The organism is Psychrobacter sp. R86515, assembly GCF_042466315.1.
Taxonomy (GTDB): domain Bacteria; phylum Pseudomonadota; class Gammaproteobacteria; order Pseudomonadales; family Moraxellaceae; genus Psychrobacter.
The window spans coordinates 126,185-145,587 of record NZ_JAXHCC010000001.1 but is presented as its reverse complement, the minus strand read 5'-3'; the positions used below and the strand labels follow the sequence as shown (position 1 = coordinate 145,587).

Sequence of the window (19,403 nt, the reverse complement as noted above, 5' to 3'; positions counted from 1 at the left end):
TCCCTTTAGCAGATAATGATCGTCTAGATATTGCAAATGATATGCAAGATTTTCAATCGTTAAAGAAGGAGATGAAAAAAGTATCTCAGAATCAAAGCACTCATTACGAACATATTAAAAATATTTTGACTGAAAGTGAGAAAAAGACTGTCAGTTTAAAGCAAGATATCGAATCATTAGAAGATATTTATAATAAAAAAATTGGTTCTATATCAACAGAGTATCAAGAGCAGCTAAAAGCTATTCATGATAAGAACGATCAGTTAGATATTCTTCTAGGTAATGCCGCAAGCAGAGTAATTGTTACTGAGTATGCTGATAGTGCAGATCAAGAAAAAAGAGCTGCTGATTGGTTGAGAGGAGGATCGCTTTTTTGTATGGTGCTCATCGTTGTTGTAGCAGGCTATTCTTTCATAGAGTCGATGCAACAAAGCTTTGATCTATCTAATTCGCTTTTACGATTGGCATTAGTGTTCTTATTATCTGTTCCAGCTGCTTACTTAGCACGTGAATCTACTAAGCATCGTCAGCAACAATACACTCATCTTCAAACATCATTAGACTTGAAGGCTATTAATCCATATATAGCATCATTGCCCGATGAAGAGCAACATAAAATAAAATCAGAAATTGCTCAAAGAATATTTGCTCCTAAAGACTTTCAATCTATCAGTAATGAATCTTATCCCATCAACTCTCAAGAAGTTATCATGGCACTTATTTCAAAGTTTGGAAACGATAAAGACAAACAGCCAGATTAATTGCCTCGAGAAAACGTCAGAATATGCCCTTTAAATGGCAAATCTAGATAAGTAGTATTTTCAGGTTTTACATGCTTACTACTAAAGCCAAACTCAGTCATCTTATTGGTTAGCTTGTTCTTGCGACCGCGCCCAGGATCGACCACGATGACCTCGCAAGTCGGCATAGCATGACGGTCAATGAACTCGGCTAATATATCAATGTGTTGGTCTTCATAGAGTAAGTCACTGCCGATAATCATATCAAACTTGCCAAGATGGCTATTGTCCTCTGCCCAGTCTAAACGCTCAAAGTTTATCTCTTTGTTATTATTCAGCGTGGTATTCCTATCAAGGAAATACTCAACCGTTGGATGATAGTCAGTCGCTGTAATGTCCGCATGTCTATGATTCAGTAGCAGACTAGAGAGCGCCATACCACAGCCAACTTCCAAAATACGTTTGCCTGCAATATCGTAATCGAGCATATGATTGGCCAGCACCAAGCTTGACGGCCATATCACCCCAAACATCGGCCAAGAAGCAGAGCAGATGCCAAGGTTTAACGCTTCGTCATCAGGGTCGCTAAATTGTTGATTGTCACGCAAAGTACAAATATGAATGTCGGTATTGCCAATTTCAATCGTTTGATAACGCACGCGCACAGTGGTCAGCGAAGTCATAAACTGTCCTAAAAAATAAGCAAGAATGCAAGGTTTGGCAGGGGTTGCCGATTTCGGTAGGGTACAACATTGGAAAAGATAATTAAAATATTGGAAGCGGTATAGATGTTTGAATAATTAGAGATTTGTGGCAACTTAAGTCGTGGCAAGAAAATACCTAAGCGTCTGAGGAGAGTATGACCTAAATTCTGACAAGTTATTGTTAATTCTGAGAGTATTGTTATTGCTGCGTAGAATTGGCTGATATCAGAGAGTGATATAGATAAGAATGGTACGAACATTTTCGTATGAAAATAAGCGGTGCGCTTGATTTGAGCTAAGCGCACTGTTTATTCTTGCGTAAAAGATAGAGCTTGAGCCTTAAATCAGTCGATGCAACGGAATGAATTAAGCGAGTTAAATCAGTTAAGAAACCTCAATCCAGACGTTTTGAGTGCCCATACCAGCTCGACAAAAGCCCGACTATTGGTCAAAGGTTCGCCATCGATGATGAGAACGTAGCCTGCATTATCTATCCATAAAAACACAAAGCTGGTCTCAGGAATGAGTAGGTCAACCTGCTGAAAAAACGAGATTGCCTGACTCTCTACTGCCCATCCACGTTGCTTTTGGCGGAGCATAAAGCCTGAAAAATCAGCGGCGGCGACACTGAGCATGTCCGCTTCTTCTTGACTATAGCCAACTCGCGCTAAACAAAACCCTTCATCAGATCCAATCGCGGCTCGGCGTTTACCAGATAAGCTCGCCACGACATAAGGCAAAAACTGGTCTAATGGCAAGTTAGGCGCTGGTAAAAACAGCGACAGCTTTTCAATCCAACCTTGTTCGATGAAACCTTGTAGCCATTGTTCAGAATAACGCTGAAGCCAGTCAGCAGCGAGCAGTGTCTGATCATAAGACAGCAAATCCTGTAATGCCAACTGCTCATCAGTTGGTTCGTTCTGTGAAAACGCCTCAAAAATACCAGCTGGCGTCAGGGTAAGATAGGTTTTATCAGCATTTAAGTAAGAGGACATAGTAACTACCATTATGATAAAAGTGATTAATAGGTGACAAATTAGGCTTTCATATCGTTGAGTTCAAATAATTTCGATACAAGGAAACCGAGCGTAAGTTATACATTAATATGCTTAGCGAGGATGACGATGTAGCGGATTTATATGGATTTGACTATAGTTTGATCGAGATGTTGTTGGCAGTTGTCCCAACGTGCATCGAACTGCCAATCACTTCTACCCAAGCGAAACCATACCAGCGAAAATGCGAGACGATCATTGCGCGCAGTACAATGGGCAAAAAACTCATTTTCGATTTGCTCAATTGTACCCCAGTCTTCGTCCTCACGCGCTTGCATCAGCTCAGTGGTGATATCTTTAGCGATTTCTCGGGCATCGTCGCTGCTGATACGCAGCCGTTGCTTTTGCTCATTGAGAGAAGGGGATATCAGCACACTCCAACGAGTGGCCAACATACTATTGCGCTGGATGTATCTTTTCTTATCAATGCAATCGCGAAAGCCTTGCTGGACATGAGGATACAAACGATCTTTGATACGAGTAAATAGGTTGTTTACATCATATGGGATATCAAACCAGCACCCATAAAAAAAGTCCGCTACAGCGCCTTGTAACGGCTCTTTCTCCGTCAACAGTAACGCTGCATTGATACGCTGCTCATGAAAGTGACGGTTGTTAGGAGCTAAAAATACTTTACGAGAGTAAAACCGAAATACTCGATGCGCGACTCTTTCATTTTCTTTGATAAGGTCTGAATCAGACATAATAATACCCTCCTGTCATCGCTATTATTACGACGGTGCTTGCTTCAGTGATAATGATGTCATACGACAAGCGATGATGTAATCCAGAGAAATAGCGCTTGATATCAATATAATGATTGAGCGACTAGTCCAATAACGTTTGCATTAAATCAATCATAAACTCGGCATCTTCTTCGCTCATTGGCTCAAATCCTTGAGGCATGCCAAGCTCAGCCAATGCTTCTTTACCATCGTCATCGTTGTGCAAATTGAGGATGGCTTCTAGAAAGATTTGTGCATCGGGAAAGTCTTCTTTGACTAGTAACACATGACTGATATCAGCCAAGTCACTTTCGATAAGTACTGACAGCTGAGTCTTGGTCAAACGTGAAAAGCTATGAAATATCTCTGCCAAGAAAAACGCAACTTGGGCTTCACCTTTAATGACTTTTCGGGCAGCCGCTTGATAGGTCTCGGTCACATCCCAGTTGAGATCAGAGGCTTCTATATCGACGGCTTCTAGCAATCGCAAACCAATCAGTTTGACATCTCGGTTGTCAGCCATCGCAACAGTAGCCCCTGCTTGAATGTCTTCCAAACGGCTAATAGTGCTATTAGCTGCGGCTGCAATGATCATCTCGTCAGATTTTCCGATAGGTCGGGCAATGGCTCGATAGCCTTGCTCGCGGATGAGAGTCGCTGCATCAAAGGGGTTAGCATAAATGATTTGAATGTCACCAGCATCAATGACCTGCTCTTGCTCAGCGTGAGAGGCAGGAATATTGAGATGCATGTTTAAGTTGGCACGTTTTTGAATCAAGGTGTTGAACATGTGCCAGCCTGCAAAGCGATCAGGTGAGAAATCAGGGGCGATTAACATATTGTGTGTCGTCATGACTTAGCCTTCCTCATCTTGTTTCATTTGGGCATATTGAGTCATCGCCGCTTCAATTTTGCTGCGTGATGGTTTGCGTCGTACCGAGGTGTAGCCGACGGTTTCGCCGCGACGCACGTTAGGCACCACAGTGGCATAGACCCAGTAATGACTGCCGTCTTTGCATAAATTTTTGACATAGCCATGCCATTTTTGTCCAGACTCAGCAGTACTCCATAAGTCTTTATAGGCGGCTTTTGGCATATCAGGATGACGCAAAATATAGTGCTGTTGGCCAATCAATTCATCTACATGATAGCCACTGATTTCGACAAAGGCGTCGTTGACGTGAGTGATGATACCGTTGAGATTGGTACGCGAGACAATCAGTTTACCGTCTGGGTAGGGGCGCTCTATACCAGTATCATAGACAGTTCGCGAGGTGCCATCATGATAAGTCATCGTGATTTGCTCAGCAGGCATATCGGGTTTGTGTGCATCAGGGATTGGAGAACCCATGGTCATCTCCTTCGTTGATCGTTATATCGTCAACCCTCTATAAATTGGATACAGTGTCAGCCTTGCTTAGCCTACTACTTGTAGTACTCTCACTCGGCTTCCTTGTATCCAAATTATATTGAATCAACTATGTTTATAGTAATTAAAAGCTAATAAATTCGATAAGCAGTCGCCAATCAAATGAGCTTTGCCAACGCTTCTGAGGCGCGCTTAATATCTAGGAATATCAAGCCAAGCTTGGCATTGGGTTTTGCCATGATGGTGAGTACTGCTTCATCGCCTGATGAGGTCATGATAACGTAGCCTTTCTCGCCTTGAATCATAATGCGATCAATACTACCGCGTGCCAACTCGCGTCCTGCACGATCACCCAATGATAATAATGCTGCTGACATAGCACCCACGCGATCTTCATCCACGCCGGTTGGTAGAGCTGAAGCAATCATAAGACCATCGTTAGAGATTAGGGCAGATGCTTCAACATCTGCTGATGAACTGTTTAAGTCTTCCAATATCTGCTGAAATGAATCTGTACGCATATCGCTTTCTCTATACTGTTTGTTAATTTTTTATTTATGAACTATAGTTAGCCAAAAATAACCCTGTTTAAAAAAGGGTATTATAAATCCTTACTAATAATATTGATATAGTAAATCCCTATTTAAAGTGAGGTTATGAAGTTTTTTTTCTTCAATTTCATAAAATTTGCAGCCTTTCTACCAAAAGAAGCCCCAATCATTTAATGACTGGGGCTTCTTTTAATGATGATAAATGAAGGTAGGTTGATTATATTGTGTCGCGCCATTGTCCTTGAACCATAATGCCTTGGATAGGGTTTAGCCCCATCTGATAGGCCAAGTCAGCAGGACGAGCGATATCCCATAGCGCTAAATCAGCATCGTAGCCCACTTCTATTCTGCCTTTGTTAGGTAGCCCTAACGCTTGTGCTGCATAAACGGTTGAGCCTGCCAATACTTCTTCAGGCGTGAGGTAAAATAGCGTACAGCCCATATTCATCGTCAATAACAGCGACGTTAACGGTGAGGTGCCAGGATTACAATCGGTTGAAATAGCCATAGGAACTTGATGTTTACGTAATGCCTCAATCGGTGGCAACTTGGTGTCACGTAGCGTATAAAATGCCCCTGGCAATATCACGGCAACGGTATTGCTAGCCGCTATTTTCTTGATGTCTTCTTCTGACAAGTGCTCTAGATGATCGCTCGATAGGCCTTTATATTCAGCAACTAAGGCACTACCACCTATATCAGACAGCTGCTCAGAGTGCAGTTTGACTGGTAGATTTAATGAGCGAGCTACTTCAAACACTCGTCTGATTTGCTCTGTGCTAAAGGCGATGTTTTCACAGAAACCGTCGACCGCATCGACTAAGCCTTCTGAGTGTAGAATGGGTAGCCACTCGCAGACTTGCTCAATATAGTCATCTGCACGATTTTTATACTCAGGTAGCAAGGCATGAGCCGCCAAATACGTGGTACTTACATGGATGTCGTATTTTTCTCCTAGCTGACGAGCGACCGTGAGCATTTTGCGTTCAGTGTCCAAGTCCAAGCCATAACCTGACTTGATTTCGATACTGGTGACACCTTCTTTCATAAGTGCGATTAAGCGTTTTTCACTTTGGGCAAATAGCGATTCAATACTGGCGGCGCGGGTAGCACTGACCGTCGCGACAATACCGCCGCCTTGTGCAGCAATATCTTGATAACTAACGCCCTGCAATCGCGCTTCGAACTCATTGCTGCGGTTGCCGCCATAGACAATATGCGTATGACAGTCGATAAGCCCTGGAGTTATCCATTTACCATCTACATCTGTGATTTGGCTAGCTTGATATTCAGGCAGATGAGTATAGATTTGATTCTGTTTACCAACCCAAGCGATTTTACCGTCTTTAATACCGATAGCCGCCTTTTCTAACTGACCGTATGGGATGCTATCAGCGTGTTTATTTTCATCATCACTTATCTCAATACCAAAACCATGCTGCGCTGAAAAGGTGGCGATATTGGCGTTAATAATAACGTGATCAAAAGATGTCGTAGTAGATTTGTCGAGCGTCTGTTCTGTAGGGCTTTTCAATACGGAATTCTTTGATTCATTCATAATATGCTCCTGATTTTTGTGAAGTCGATGATCTTTGTTGGCAAGATTTAAGCGCTAAGTAAGTGCTGCTCTACAATAGTGGCCAGTAAGCGAGCAGCGACTTTGCAGCTACGACTGTCAATATCAAAGGTAGGGTTAATCTCAGCAATATCTGCGATTTTTACTTTGCCTGATGCCATAATGGTTTTGACCATACGCTCAACAAAACCAAGATCAATGCCATAAGCAGCTGGGGCACTCACACCAGGCACAACACTAGATGGCAAGCAGTCCATATCGATGGTTAAATATATGATATCGACCTGATCTACAAAGCTTTTAACTTGCTCAGCAAGTGTATCCCAAGGCTGATAATGACAGTCTTCATCACTGATAACCTGTACGCCCAATTGCTCGGCACGATCGAAAAGCGCCGCCGTGTTAGAAAAGCGACTGACGCCAATACAGCAATAATGAAAGGGTTGACCATGTGCGTCAAGATGCTCGGCAATCTGGCGAAATGGTGTCCCAGAAGTCGCTACATCAGACTGACGAATATCAAGATGGGCATCAAAATTAATAATCCCGATAGTAGGCGTGGTATTTGTTTTGCTGGTATTTTCTAAGGCCTGCCATAATCCTAAAAAGCTACCATAAGCAATGGCATGACCACCGCCAAGTCCGATGGGTAATCCACCTTGCTTGACGATTGTACTCACTGCATTGGCATATTTGAGCTGAGCTTGCTCAAGAGAGCTGTCGGCAAAGCCATCATGATCATCACAATGAATGTCGCCAGCATCACCCAACAAGGTTGATAATTGACCATCAAAACGTTGTTGCAATTCAGCGATGACTGGCAGCGTAGCAAAAGCTCGACGAATCAATGGCGGAGCAGCTCTAGCACCTACGCGGCCTTGATTGCGTCTGACGCCTTGATCACACGCAAAACCAACCAACCCAATATATTGAGCCTCATAAGGCTGAGCAAGCTGATACCAATAACGGGCGCGTGCAGTCTCAAACGGCTCTGCGCGTCCTGTCCATTGGGTCATATCAGCAGGGTCGTGGCTAATGTGAGTGGTAGTCGTTGCTGTTCCCGCTATTGTCATCGCCGTTCTCCGCAAATTAATATTTATTTAGACTCATACCAGTTGCTGCGTAGTGACTGCCAGTGTTCAGCAAGCGTACCGTCTAATACTAGCTGCTTGGCTGCTTCGATATCAGGGGCTAGGTAGCGATCTTTGTCATAGAAAGCCACTTTTTCACGTAGTTTTTGATGCGCGACTGTCAACGGCTCTGAGGTGTCTAATCCGCGATGGAAGTCGATGCCTTGACCAGCAGCCAGAAGTTCAATACCAATAATGGTGGCGGTGTTTTGCGCCATCTCGTATAGGCGGCGTGCGCAATAGGTGGCCATTGAGACATGGTCTTCTTGGTTGGCAGAAGTTGGGATACTATCGACGCTACCAGGATGGGCGATAGATTTGTTCTCTGAAGCCAGTGCTGCGGCAGTCACATGCGCAATCATAAAGCCTGAGTTTACCCCAGCATTATCAACCAAGAATGGCGGTAAGCCACCTGATAAGGTTGCATCGATCAGTAAAGCCACACGTCGCTCAGACATCGAGCCAATCTCGGCGATTGCTAAGGCTAAGATGTCAGCGGCAAAAGCGACTGGCTCAGCATGGAAGTTACCACCCGATATAGCAACAGGGCCATCTTCGTTATTAAAGATAAGTGGGTTGTCTGTCACCGCATTAGATTCGATTAGCAGCGTTTTCCCTGCTTGGTTGATGATATCAAGGCAGGCACCCATGACCTGTGGCTGACAGCGTAGGCAGTAAGGGTCTTGCACTCTATCGTCTTGCTCGCCGTCATGTGAGGCACGGATAGCACTGCCTTTGATGAGTTGACGGTGTGCTTTGGCGATTTCGATTTGACCATGATGGCCACGTACTTCGTGAATACGCGCATCAAATGGTGAGTCCGAGCCTTTTGCTGCATCAATCGACAGTGAGCCGACAATGGTGGCGGTCTCAAGCAAATCACGCGCTAAGAAATAACCACGTAATGCCAGAGCAGTTGATACTTGCGTGCCATTGATAAGCGCGAGGCCTTCTTTAGCTGCAAGCGTAATAGGCTCAAGTCCATGCTGCGCTAGGGCATCAGCGGCAGGCACTTTTTTGCCAGCGACAAACACATCACCTTCACCCATCATCGCAAGCGTCATATGTGATAATGGCGCTAAGTCACCAGATGCGCCAACTGAACCTTTGGCTGGGATATTTGGCGTGATTTGATTATTGATTAAGCCAAGTAAACTATCTACTACCTCGCGACGTACGCCAGAGACACCTTGCGCCAAACTGGCAACTTTCATTACCATAATCAGTCGTACGACGCCGTCTGGCAACGCTTCACCAGTACCCACTGAGTGAGAAACGATCAGGTTACGCTGAAGTAGCTCAAGCTGATCATCACTGATACGTGTCTTAGCAAGCAGGCCAAAACCAGTGTTGATACCATAAGCGCTTTTGTCTCGTGCAATGATGGTTCGTACATCTTCGTGCGAGGCATCTATCGCTTCATAAGCACTCTCAGGCAGTGTCAATACGACAGGCTGCTCGTAGATATCACGTAGCATTTTAAAGCTAAGCTGGCGAGGATGTAGGGTTAGTTTTTTGATATTGCTCATATAGGTAGTCCTAGTATCTTTATTAAAATGCCGTTGCTGAAGAGTTTTTAGTTAACGCACACTATTGGATTTGAGTTTTTTAGCCAATCCAGTTGAAGTACATAGCCAGATGTCCGAATGCTGCAGCCAATAAAATACTGAGTACCACGCGCTCGAACCAAATGATGACCATTTTGCCAACGGAGACAGGAATCTCGGTCGCAAGCACACACGGAATCATGGCTGAGAAGAACAGCACGCTGCTGATGGAGATGACCCCTGCGACATAGCGTGTCAGAATATCTGCCTCACTCAGCAATAGCGCTGGCAAGAACATCTCAGCCAATCCCGCTGACATTCCTTTAGCGGCGACGAGCGGTTCTGGTAAGCCGCCAAGCCATGTAAATGGATAGAGAAGCAAGCCTAATGCATCGAATACGGGCGTATATTTTGCTAATAGTAATCCTGTTAAGCCGACCGCGATGATAGATGGCACAATGGCGGCTGCCATCGTCAGGCCATCACGAAAGTTAGACCACAAGATTTGTTTGAGGTCAGTGGCACGGCGCGAAGTGGATAATCCCAAGTCAAATGCTGCAGCTAGCCGTGTACCACCTTTATAATCTAAAGCTGGACGTTCGACATGATCATCAAAGAGACTGATAGGCGGAATACGAGCAGTAATCGCAGTAACAATAAAGGTAATTACTAGCGTAGACCAAAAGAACACATTCCAGAACTCCATCAGACCAAGCGTTTTGGCAACAATCACCATAAACGCCGCTGATACAGTCGAAAACCCAGTCGCAATGATAATGGCTTCACGTGCTGAATATTGTTTTTGTAAATACACGCGATTGGTGATGAGCAAACCAATAGAGTAGCTACCGACGAAGGAAGCAACGGCATCAATCGCTGATGAGCCTGGGGTTTTCCAAATAGGTTTCATAATTGGCTGCATAAGCACACCAACCATTTCTAGTAAGCCAAAACCAACCAAGAAGGCCAATATCAGTGCCCCAAGCGGTACAATCATACCGACTGGTAAGGCCAGTTTTTCAAATAGAAAAGGTAGCATGTCCTTTTCCATCATAAAGGCAGGCGCTATGTCAGCCATATACATCACTGCCAACATCAGACCAATAATTTTAAAAGTCGTCATAATCATGTGAGTGATATTTTTACGCCATGAGCCATCGATAAATGGCTTACTCACGCCATAGAGCATGAGTAAAAATAATAGCGTCACGGACAAGGTATGCTGCTGAGTGACTAGATAGGTTGCGCCATGATCGAACAAAATCGTGCTTTTCTCGCCAATGGTAAATGGCACAAAAAACATCACTAAACCGATCGCACTGAATACGATCAGCTGTATTAATGCGATAGGGGTTGATAGCAGTTTTTTGGACGATGTCGTTGTACTTTCATCGTTTAGACTAGATGTCGTATTTTGCTCAATCATATTATCCTCCTTGATAAGACGCCGATTATGTCCTTATACCCAGCTACAGCGTATAAAGACAAGGGACAAACTATTTGATCATTGGCAGATTTAGACCATAGTCTTTCGCTGTTTTAATCGCCAATTCATAACCTGCATCGGCATGACGCATAACGCCTGAGCCGCAGTCATTGACTAACACGCGTGACAGTCTTTTGGCTGCGGCGTCTGTACCGTCTGCGACAATGACCATACCTGAGTGCTGCGAGTAGCCCATGCCAACACCGCCGCCATGATGTAGTGATACCCACGTCGCGCCACCAGCGACATTGAGCATACCGTTTAATAGCGCCCAATCAGACACCGCGTCTGAGCCATCTTTCATGCTTTCTGTTTCGCGGTTTGGACTGGCAACAGAACCCGTATCTAAGTGGTCACGACCAATGACGATTGGGCCTTTTAGCTCACCATTCTTGACCATTTCATTAAATGCTAAGCCTGCTTTATCACGCTCACCAAGCCCCAACCAACAGATACGAGCAGGTAAGCCTTGGAATTGAATGCGCTCTTTTGCCATATCTAACCAGCGATGAATATGTTTGTTTTCAGGGAATAGCTCTTTGATTTTTTGATCAGTCTTATAGATATCTTCTGGATCACCTGATAACGCTACCCAGCGGAATGGGCCTTTACCTTGGCAAAATAGCGGACGAATATAAGCAGGGACAAAACCTGGGAAGTTAAAGGCATCTTTGATCCCTTCATCAAAAGCGACCTGACGGATATTATTACCGTAATCGGTCGCGGGAATGTCCATCGCTTGCAAGTCTAAAATCGCTTGGACGTGTACGGCACAAGACTGAGCGGCGGCTTTGGTCAGTGCTGCATGTTGCTCTGGATCTTCTTGTGCTGCTTTCCATTCCTCTACCGTCCAGCCGCTTGGCAAATAGCCATTGATTAAGTCATGTGCTGAGGTCTGATCGGTGACCAAATCAGGTTTCATGCCACCCGCATTAGCACGCTTGACCATCTCAGGCAAGATGTCTGCGGCATTGCCAAGTAGGGCGATAGAGACGGCTTCACCCGCATCGGTATGTTGTTTGATTAACTCATAAGCATGGTCAAGATCATCTGCTTGCTTATCGACATAACCAGTACGTAAGCGGAAATCGATACTAGACTGCTGACACTCGATGTTTAACGAAGTCGCCCCTGCAAAAGTCGCGGCTAGTGGCTGCGCGCCGCCCATACCGCCCAGACCGGCGGTCAAAATCCAACGACCCGCCCAGCTACCGTCATAATGCTGACGACCCGCTTCCACAAAAGTCTCATACGTACCTTGGACGATGCCTTGCGTACCGATATAAATCCAGCTACCAGCAGTCATCTGACCATACATAAATAGGTCTTTGCGATCTAACTCATTGAAGTGCTCCCACGTTGCCCAACGCGGTACAAGGTTGGAGTTAGCAATCAATACGCGTGGTGCGTTTTCGTGTGTTTGAAACACGCCGACTGGCTTACCAGACTGTACTAGCAACGTCTCATCATCTTCTAATTCTTTTAATGACTCTAAGATTTGATCATAGCTTTCCCAGTTACGGGCTGCGCGCCCAATACCACCATAAACAACTAGGCTTTTCGGGTTTTCTGCCACATCAGGATGCAGATTGTTTTGCAACATGCGATAAGGGGCTTCGGTCAGCCAGCTTTTGCAATGTAGCGTGCTACCGGTAGGCGCAGCAATATTACGGCTCTCATCGCGGCGAGTCAGCTTAGTCTCTTTGTTGGTTCCGTTGTCAGTAGTCATGATCATATCCTTGTCATAGCGAATAGGGCGATAAAGTCATTAAAGTAAGTGTCTTACAGTCAGTTTAGGTGTTCATCTACTAAGCATTCATCTAAATTCATAAAAATATCGAATCGATAAAACAAATTTTCTAGCACCGCTGTAAAGTTGTATATACAAATTATCAAAGATACTTTTTTCATGCAAGGTTTTTTTTCGTGAGCTGATTATTTTTGTTATTCACTTAGCCGATTTAGATAACATCGAGTGAGTTGAAAAGCGCCCTAGTCAATACTGAACGCTCAGACATTTTGACTAAGGCTTGCACAGTGGTCTCGTGATATTATGTGGTCATTCCTATTAGCAAAACTGACGGTTAAAGGCGGATATGACAAAGACGATTCCGGCGTATCAACGCATAAAAAACGCCATACTAGACAACATTCATTCTGGTAAGTGGCAAGCAGGCAACGCGATTTCGACAGAAATGGCACTGGCTGAAGAGTTCGGTGTGTCAAGAATGACAGTCAACCGTGCGCTAAAAGAGCTGAGCGAGGAGCGGGTGTTAGAGCGTCGGCAAGGGTCAGGCACGTTTGTCGCGCAGCAGCAGTTCAATCATACGTTTGTTGAGGTACGCAACATCGCTGAGGATTTAAAGTCAGCCAATCGCGACTATGAGGCACAGGTCGTGAGTAAGCGTGCTATTACGGCTGATATGCTCGATAATGAGCTGCGTCGTAAGTTTGGTATTAATGAAGGGGTTATGATTGATAAAGAGTCTGGGCCTGTTAACGCAAGCGCTCATATAGACGCTAGTGATGAAGCTCTTCTGTATGAAGTAAAAATCATTCACTTTGCCGATGGTCAGCCCATACAGTTTGAAGAACGCTGGGTCGATGCTAAAAAAGTGACGAAGTTTATCGATCAGGATTTTAGTGTGGTCAATACCAGTGATTACTTGATTGCCAAAAGCCCTCTAGAGAGTGGCAGCTATACCATCCGAGCATTGGCAGCCCCGGATGAGATTGCTGAGTTTTTGCAAATTGCGCCGCAGTCACCAACGCTTGTGTTGCGTCGACAGACCTATTCGGCTGGCCAAGTCGTTACCTTTGTAAAAATGTGGCATGCGGGTGATCGCTATCAGTTCTCAGGCGAGTTGTAGTAGATATAGTCAAGCCTATATAAATCCGATACATCGTCATCCTCGCTAAGCATACTAATGTATAACTTGCGCTCGGTTTTCTTGTATCGAAATTATATTGAACTGACTATAGCTTACGTATGCTCACTGATTTTGTACGTTTTTCTGTCTAAAGTGAGATACTATATCCATAAGCTGCTATTTAATAAGATAGCAATTGCTCTTACTTAAAGTCGTCAGAATATTTGAACAATCGTTAAAAATTAAAATATAATATAGAAACAGTATTGAAAAATAGCCCAAATAGCCTCAAATCGGGCAACCAAAGCCGAATATCATAGAAGAGCTTATATTGTTCTTCTGTGTCGGCTTGTCCTATTTATTAGCACCATATATTTTATTAGCATTATGTGTTTTTACTTTATTCATTCACTCTTATAAGGACGTCTTATGAAACGTCGTACTCTTTTAGCCCTTGCCGTCAGCACCATGTTCCTTGCCGCTTGTGGTCAATCTACTACCAACGAAGCCGATACCAGTGCAACTGACAGCGCTGCAACAGGCGGTTCTGATTTGCTACAACGTATCAACAACGGCGGCACTATCAACGTCGGTACAGAGGGTACTTATCCTCCGTTCACGTATCATGATGAGAGCGGCAAACTAACGGGTTATGATGTCGAAGTAACGCGTGCAGTAGCGGATAAATTAGGCGTAGACGTTGAGTTTAAAGAAACCCAATGGGATGCGATGCTGGCTGGTTTGGATTCAAAACGTTTTGATATGGTGGCTAACCAAGTTAGTTTGACCACGCCTGAGCGTAAAGCAAAATATGACAAAGCGATGGCTTATAGCTGGTCAGGTGCAGTTGTATTGGCACCTACTGATGACAACCGTTACAGCTCGTGGGAAGGTCTAAAAGGCCTACGTACGGCGCAATCACTTAGCAGTAACTACGGTGAGCTTGCAGAGCGTTATGGTGCAGAGATCGTTCCTGTCGATGGTATGGCGCAAGCGATTCAATTAGTGAAGCAGGACCGTGCTGACTTTACGATGAATGACAATCTAGCGGTATTGGATTATCTCAAAAAATTCCCAGATTCTGATCTTGAGATTAAACTGACTGCACCTGCTAGTGAGTTGCGTGGTTCAGGCCTAGTGCTTATCAAAGGTGATGATGAAGTTGTAGCAAAACTGGATGAAGCGATGGCTGAATTGGCGGCTGAAGGCACACTTACCAAGCTTAGCGAACAGTTCTTTGGTGCTGATATAAGTCAACAAAAATAATGTCAGTTTCTATCATGTCAGCTTCTGTAATGTCTACATCATGGTTCGCGGACTTATTGGCAGTATTGCCATTTATGAGTCCTGATCGAGCGCAGATTGTCATCTCGTCGTTTTGGCCAATGCTCAAAGGCGGTATCTATTATTCGATACCGCTGGCATTGATCTCATTTGCGATCGGTATGGCCATTGCACTGACAGTGGCATTGATTCGTATCATTCCGCGTGCCACTTGGTTCCATGAAATCATCTATCGGCTCGCTCGTGTCTATGTGTCCGCCATTCGCGGTACACCGATGCTGGTTCAGCTGTTTATTATTTTCTATGGTCTGCCAAGTGTTGGGGTGAAGCTTGATCCCTTTCCCTCAGCGATTATCGCGTTTTCACTGAACATCGGTGCTTATGCATCGGAGACAGTGCGTGCCTCGATTTTATCGATACCAAAAGGACAGTGGGAAGCAGGCTCGACGGTTGGTCTGACGTATCTACAGACTTTCCGTCATGTGATTTTACCGCAAGCGCTTAGAGTGTCGGTACCGCCGTTATCTAACACCTTTATCAGTCTGGTAAAAGATACCTCACTTGCTTCATTGGTGCTGGTCACTGAGCTGTTCAAACAAGCGCAGATTATCACAGCTCGCAACTATGAGTTTATGCTGGTCTATACCGAAGCGGCGATTATCTACTGGGGTATCTGTTTGTTCTTGACCTTTATCCAAGGCAAGCTTGAAACTCGGCTAGATCGCTATGTGGCAAAATAAGCTACGTAGTAAAATAAATTATCGCTCAATAGACACGCCCTAGTACAACAGGAATTTTTATGATCAAAGTCACTAATATTCATAAAGCCTTTGGTGGCAATCAAGTGCTAAAAGGCATCGACTTGACCATTAATAAAGGCAAAGTGGTCGTAATATTAGGACCTTCAGGATCGGGTAAAACCACCTTTTTGCGTTGTTTAAATGCGCTAGAGATTCCTGACCAAGGTGTGATTGCTTTTGATGACGATAGCTTGAGCGTCGATTTTGCGACTAAGCCAAGTAAAAAAACGCTACTAGCTTTACAGCGTAAGTCAGGTATGGTGTTTCAGTCTTATAACTTGTTTCCACATAAGACAGCCATTGAAAATCTCATGCTTGGGCCTACGGTCGTACAAGGTCAAAGCAAAGCGCAAGCCCGTGAGCAGGCATTGGTACTACTTGAGAAAGTTGGACTGTCGGACAAAGCGGATCTGTATCCGTTCCAGCTATCTGGTGGTCAGCAGCAGCGTATCGGTATTGCTCGTGCGCTGGCTATTGAGCCGTCGCTGTTACTATTTGATGAGCCAACCTCTGCGCTTGATCCAGAGCTGGTACAGGATGTGCTTGAGACGATGAAACAGCTCGCCTCTGAAGGTTGGACGATGGTCGTAGTAACTCACGAAATCAACTTTGCCCGCGACGTTGCCGATCATGTTGTACTGATTGAGGATGGTCATGTGGTCGAAGAAGGCAGTGCCAAGCAGCTCTTTGAAGACTCAAAGCATCCTCGTACGCAGGCATTTCTGCAACGTATTGAACAGTAAAAACGTTTGTTTTGGCGTAAGTAATAAAACAAGAAGCCCCAATCATGACGTCATGGTTGGGGCTTTTTTTATCACAATAAATAGGACGTATCTCAAATAAATAGACAGTAACACTATGCCCTTTGTCGTTGTTTTAACCAGCGAGGTACGCGAGTGGCGGTACCATTTAATACAGCATTTAATAAAGCTGCTAGCAAAATAAGTGCCACGCCCAAATACTGAATCCAAGACAAAGATTGATGCAGTAACAGCATCGCGAGTGCAATTGCAGTCAATGGCTCAAAAATCGTAAATACCGATGCACGAGTGGCAGGCAGCTTTTCCAATGCCTTCATATATAGCCCAAATGGCACGACGGTCCCCAGTAATGACAATCCTAAAACATAGCCCCAAGTCATTAAAGGGAGGTCTAATAGCTGCTCATAAGTGTTATAGGTCTCAGGCAAGAGCAGGAGTACGCCAGCACTAATGATAATGGAAGTGAAAAATACCAAAGGGGCAGGGTGAGCATAATGCATCGCGCGCTTGCCCAATACGCCATATAACGAATAGCACATCCCTGCTGACAGACCGAGTAAAATCCCCCAGTTAACTTTTGCTTGTTCACCTAACATGGTTAAGCCTACGCCAAACACCGCCATCAATGCCAGCAACACTGATTTACGAGTGATGGACTCGCTCAGTAAGAATTTTGAGAACAGTAAGCTAAATACGGGCGCGGTATAGAGTAAGGCCACGGCAGGGCCAGCACCAACGTAGCTTACCGCAAAAAAATAGCAGACCGACATGCCAAGGACGCCTATCAACGACTGCATCGCCAGTCCGAGCCATTGTTTTGACTGTAATTTGATAAGGTGTGGCCACAGTGTTGGTAACATGGCTAAAATGATAAAGGCCGCCGTGACGATACGTAATATGGTTACTTGCCAACCACTAAATCCAATTTGGTTTAGGTAAGTCGAGAATATACCCAACGTACCCCAGCAGATAGCAGCCGTGATGATTTGGATGGTGCCTAGCCATGATTGATGCGAGTGGGTCGTCATTCCGTTGTCGATGTTTGCCATACTGTTTTCTTCTTACGATCTAAGTGACACAAGATGTTGTAAGATTGCTATTGATACAATCTCTCCAAGCAATACTGAAATAAGAAAAGACAACCTGATTAAAGGCTGTCTTTTGTTTGTTCTTTTGAGTCTATCACTAAAAGATAATAAGTGGCTACTAGGTCGTGTGCTAAATTCAGTCAATAGTCATTTAAATGGCTAAAAAATGGCTAAAAAATGGCTAAAAAATGGCTAGCGTTTGCTAAATAACCTAAACAATATCGAATCATTAACTCATATCATATTCGTGTTCGCACCATTTTTTTATTTCTATATTCTCTGTTAATCAAGCCCTGCTGACAATGCTTGCTCTCGAAGAGCATTTTGCTGAATAAAGCACACTTTTTCCGCTTGGGTTCTTGGTAAATGATCCGTATCAGCTCCGCAATTTTTTGAGCGCTGTTTTATCCACTGAGTCTGCTCTTTTTTAAGATCAGCCGCCATATCCTCACCGTACAGGCGTCTGACTTCATTTCGCGTTACTCTGTAGCTTTCATTCAATGCTTTATCAGACGTGTTATATATCTGATCAATCAGAGCAGCTTGTGATGCTAATGGCAGATAAGTCGCGTTTTCTTTGTAGGTGGCACTATAGGTATCGACTGTCCATTTATTTCTTATAGATATTTCATGGTTCGACGTATCTATAAATCCATCAAAATCTTCGCCCTCAAAGGTATAACCCTGAAATCGACACGGGGTCACGCCATCTTTACATAAGCTATGCTTGGTTTCTGCAGAGTAGTATTTAACAGCGTAGGGCGACTTACTAGGTTCTGGTGTTGTCTGCAATAGTCGTCCTAAATCGGGAGCGACTAGCAGCATATTGTTGCAAGTGACGCTTCCTTCTGCACAGCTCTCATAAAGGTTGAGACGTTGACCTTGGATATCCATGCCCATGGTAAAGTTTGCCTGTACAGGAGCTACAGCCGAACTGATAGACGTCATTAGTGTTAAGCTCAAGAGTAACGCAGTACGTCCGAGTAAGCCGGATGTATTTAGGCTTAAGCTAAATATGGAGACAGACATATAGATTTATACCTGTAGCAAGAAATTACTCAGCAATCGCTTAGCGCCTTCAGTGGCAAATGACTCAGGGTGAAACTGTACGCCTTGGATTGGGTACTCTTTGTGCGCCAGTCCCATAATTTCATCACCAGTCAATGCTGACTCAGCAAAGCTCAATTCAGCACGGCTATCATTGGAGACTACCGAGGTAATCGTCAGACAGCTTGGTATGGTGTCGGCCTTTACCACCAGTGAGTGATAGCGCATGATCTCAAGCTCTTGTGGCAAGCCTTGATAGATACCTGAGTTATCATGGCGAATTGATGAGACTTTGCCATGCATCGGTACACTGGCGCGTACCACATCACCGCCAAATACATGAGCAATGCCTTGCATACCTAGGCAGACGCCTAGTAGCGGCACAGTTTTGCCTAGTGTTTCAATGACCTCGCTACAGATGCCAAAGTATGCGGGATCATCAGGGGAGCCAGGGCCAGGTGAAATGATAATTCTATCAAGATTCATCGCTTGTACGTCTGCTAAGGTAATTTCGTTATTGCGTTTAACGATGACGCTGGCTTCTTTATCACTGTCTAAGGTTTGTAAAATCTCGCCCACGTATTGGTAGAGATTAAAGGTAAACGAGTCGTAGTTATCAATAATTAAAACATTCATGGGTCATAAACTCTTTTGTAAAAATAGTGCTAGG

General features: G+C 44.4%; 19 protein-coding genes. 5 read left to right on the top strand and 14 right to left on the bottom strand.

The window, feature by feature from the left end:
• Nucleotides 1-41: 41 nt before the first annotated feature.
• Nucleotides 42-761, top strand: a complete 720-nt coding sequence (locus SJY28_RS00570) for a hypothetical protein (RefSeq protein WP_379543061.1) — start codon at nt 42-44, stop codon at nt 759-761.
• Here the strand turns inward: SJY28_RS00570 and SJY28_RS00565 are convergent.
• From SJY28_RS00565 to hutU, 11 genes are all read right to left on the bottom strand, one after another.
• Entirely contained in the window at nt 758-1,423 is a 666-nt protein-coding gene (locus SJY28_RS00565; RefSeq protein WP_379543060.1) for a class I SAM-dependent methyltransferase, read from the bottom strand. The genes SJY28_RS00570 and SJY28_RS00565 overlap by 4 nt on opposite strands.
• A 401-nt stretch (nt 1,424-1,824) precedes the next feature.
• The gene (locus SJY28_RS00560) at nt 1,825-2,439 is read right to left on the bottom strand and encodes a hypothetical protein (protein WP_102090409.1); all 615 of its coding nucleotides are present in this window, start codon (nt 2,437-2,439) and stop codon (nt 1,825-1,827) included.
• Between the two features lie 140 nt (nt 2,440-2,579).
• Nucleotides 2,580-3,203, bottom strand: coding sequence for a hypothetical protein (locus tag SJY28_RS00555; RefSeq protein ID WP_102090408.1), 624 nt, complete (start codon nt 3,201-3,203; stop codon nt 2,580-2,582).
• A gap of 124 nt (nt 3,204-3,327) precedes the next feature.
• Nucleotides 3,328-4,077, bottom strand: coding sequence for a PhnD/SsuA/transferrin family substrate-binding protein (locus SJY28_RS00550; RefSeq protein WP_379543059.1), 750 nt, complete (start codon nt 4,075-4,077; stop codon nt 3,328-3,330).
• A gap of 3 nt (nt 4,078-4,080) precedes the next feature.
• A complete protein-coding gene (locus SJY28_RS00545; RefSeq protein WP_379543058.1) occupies nt 4,081-4,575 on the bottom strand; it encodes a PAS domain-containing protein in 495 nt (164 codons plus the stop codon).
• Between the two features lie 176 nt (nt 4,576-4,751).
• The gene (locus SJY28_RS00540) at nt 4,752-5,114 is read right to left on the bottom strand and encodes a roadblock/LC7 domain-containing protein (RefSeq protein ID WP_010201036.1); all 363 of its coding nucleotides are present in this window, start codon (nt 5,112-5,114) and stop codon (nt 4,752-4,754) included.
• Nucleotides 5,115-5,361: 247 nt separating this feature from the next.
• Nucleotides 5,362-6,702: an imidazolonepropionase gene (gene hutI, locus SJY28_RS00535; RefSeq protein ID WP_379543057.1), complete on the bottom strand. Its 1,341-nt coding sequence runs from the start codon at nt 6,700-6,702 to the stop codon at nt 5,362-5,364.
• Between the two features lie 47 nt (nt 6,703-6,749).
• Complete coding sequence (hutG, locus tag SJY28_RS00530) at nt 6,750-7,793, bottom strand: formimidoylglutamase (protein ID WP_379543056.1); 1,044 nt, start codon at nt 7,791-7,793, stop codon at nt 6,750-6,752.
• A 23-nt stretch (nt 7,794-7,816) separates the two neighbouring features.
• Complete coding sequence (hutH, locus tag SJY28_RS00525; protein WP_379543055.1) at nt 7,817-9,379, bottom strand: histidine ammonia-lyase; 1,563 nt, start codon at nt 9,377-9,379, stop codon at nt 7,817-7,819.
• 79 nt (nt 9,380-9,458) lie between these two features.
• Complete coding sequence (locus SJY28_RS00520; RefSeq protein ID WP_379543054.1) at nt 9,459-10,823, bottom strand: YjiH family protein; 1,365 nt, start codon at nt 10,821-10,823, stop codon at nt 9,459-9,461.
• Between the two features lie 70 nt (nt 10,824-10,893).
• A complete protein-coding gene (hutU, locus tag SJY28_RS00515; RefSeq protein WP_379543053.1) occupies nt 10,894-12,612 on the bottom strand; it encodes a urocanate hydratase in 1,719 nt (572 codons plus the stop codon).
• Between the two features lie 367 nt (nt 12,613-12,979).
• On the opposite strand from hutU, the gene SJY28_RS00510 reads away from it, so the two are divergent.
• The 4 genes from SJY28_RS00510 (at nt 12,980) to SJY28_RS00495 (ending at nt 16,580) form a co-directional block, all read left to right on the top strand.
• Entirely contained in the window at nt 12,980-13,753 is a 774-nt protein-coding gene (locus SJY28_RS00510) for a UTRA domain-containing protein (protein WP_379543052.1), read from the top strand.
• A 429-nt stretch (nt 13,754-14,182) separates the two neighbouring features.
• Nucleotides 14,183-15,019, top strand: a complete 837-nt coding sequence (locus tag SJY28_RS00505; protein WP_379543051.1) for an amino acid ABC transporter substrate-binding protein — start codon at nt 14,183-14,185, stop codon at nt 15,017-15,019.
• Between the two features lie 74 nt (nt 15,020-15,093).
• Nucleotides 15,094-15,777, top strand: coding sequence for an amino acid ABC transporter permease (locus tag SJY28_RS00500; RefSeq protein WP_179797881.1), 684 nt, complete (start codon nt 15,094-15,096; stop codon nt 15,775-15,777).
• Nucleotides 15,778-15,836: 59 nt separating this feature from the next.
• A complete protein-coding gene (locus tag SJY28_RS00495) occupies nt 15,837-16,580 on the top strand; it encodes an amino acid ABC transporter ATP-binding protein (protein ID WP_057761251.1) in 744 nt (247 codons plus the stop codon).
• 113 nt (nt 16,581-16,693) lie between these two features.
• On the opposite strand, the gene SJY28_RS00490 is transcribed toward SJY28_RS00495, so the two are convergent.
• From SJY28_RS00490 to SJY28_RS00480, 3 genes are all read right to left on the bottom strand, one after another.
• Nucleotides 16,694-17,647, bottom strand: a complete 954-nt coding sequence (locus tag SJY28_RS00490; RefSeq protein WP_379543050.1) for a DMT family transporter — start codon at nt 17,645-17,647, stop codon at nt 16,694-16,696.
• A 321-nt stretch (nt 17,648-17,968) separates the two neighbouring features.
• On the bottom strand, nt 17,969-18,715 hold the full coding sequence (locus tag SJY28_RS00485; RefSeq protein ID WP_379543049.1) for a lysozyme inhibitor LprI family protein: 747 nt from the start codon (nt 18,713-18,715) through the stop codon (nt 17,969-17,971).
• 6 nt (nt 18,716-18,721) lie between these two features.
• Nucleotides 18,722-19,369: an anthranilate synthase component II gene (locus tag SJY28_RS00480; protein ID WP_379543047.1), complete on the bottom strand. Its 648-nt coding sequence runs from the start codon at nt 19,367-19,369 to the stop codon at nt 18,722-18,724.
• Between the last annotated feature and the right edge of the window lie 34 nt (nt 19,370-19,403).

Bases quoted from the DNA above. Each gene is read 5' to 3' on its own strand.
- SJY28_RS00570 (WP_379543061.1), top strand. From the start codon at position 42: ATGCAAGATTTTCAATCGTTAAAGAAGGAGATGAAAAAAGTATCTCAG.
- SJY28_RS00565 (WP_379543060.1), bottom strand. From the start codon at position 1,423: ATGACTTCGCTGACCACTGTGCGCGTGCGTTATCAAACGATTGAAATT.
- SJY28_RS00560 (WP_102090409.1), bottom strand. From the start codon at position 2,439: ATGTCCTCTTACTTAAATGCTGATAAAACCTATCTTACCCTGACGCCA.
- SJY28_RS00555 (WP_102090408.1), bottom strand. From the start codon at position 3,203: ATGTCTGATTCAGACCTTATCAAAGAAAATGAAAGAGTCGCGCATCGA.
- SJY28_RS00550 (WP_379543059.1), bottom strand. From the start codon at position 4,077: ATGACGACACACAATATGTTAATCGCCCCTGATTTCTCACCTGATCGC.
- SJY28_RS00545 (WP_379543058.1), bottom strand. From the start codon at position 4,575: ATGGGTTCTCCAATCCCTGATGCACACAAACCCGATATGCCTGCTGAG.
- SJY28_RS00540 (WP_010201036.1), bottom strand. From the start codon at position 5,114: ATGCGTACAGATTCATTTCAGCAGATATTGGAAGACTTAAACAGTTCA.
- hutI (WP_379543057.1), bottom strand. From the start codon at position 6,702: ATGAATGAATCAAAGAATTCCGTATTGAAAAGCCCTACAGAACAGACG.
- hutG (WP_379543056.1), bottom strand. From the start codon at position 7,793: ATGACAATAGCGGGAACAGCAACGACTACCACTCACATTAGCCACGAC.
- hutH (WP_379543055.1), bottom strand. From the start codon at position 9,379: ATGAGCAATATCAAAAAACTAACCCTACATCCTCGCCAGCTTAGCTTT.
- SJY28_RS00520 (WP_379543054.1), bottom strand. From the start codon at position 10,823: ATGATTGAGCAAAATACGACATCTAGTCTAAACGATGAAAGTACAACG.
- hutU (WP_379543053.1), bottom strand. From the start codon at position 12,612: ATGACTACTGACAACGGAACCAACAAAGAGACTAAGCTGACTCGCCGC.
- SJY28_RS00510 (WP_379543052.1), top strand. From the start codon at position 12,980: ATGACAAAGACGATTCCGGCGTATCAACGCATAAAAAACGCCATACTA.
- SJY28_RS00505 (WP_379543051.1), top strand. From the start codon at position 14,183: ATGAAACGTCGTACTCTTTTAGCCCTTGCCGTCAGCACCATGTTCCTT.
- SJY28_RS00500 (WP_179797881.1), top strand. From the start codon at position 15,094: ATGAGTCCTGATCGAGCGCAGATTGTCATCTCGTCGTTTTGGCCAATG.
- SJY28_RS00495 (WP_057761251.1), top strand. From the start codon at position 15,837: ATGATCAAAGTCACTAATATTCATAAAGCCTTTGGTGGCAATCAAGTG.
- SJY28_RS00490 (WP_379543050.1), bottom strand. From the start codon at position 17,647: ATGGCAAACATCGACAACGGAATGACGACCCACTCGCATCAATCATGG.
- SJY28_RS00485 (WP_379543049.1), bottom strand. From the start codon at position 18,715: ATGTCTGTCTCCATATTTAGCTTAAGCCTAAATACATCCGGCTTACTC.
- SJY28_RS00480 (WP_379543047.1), bottom strand. From the start codon at position 19,369: ATGAATGTTTTAATTATTGATAACTACGACTCGTTTACCTTTAATCTC.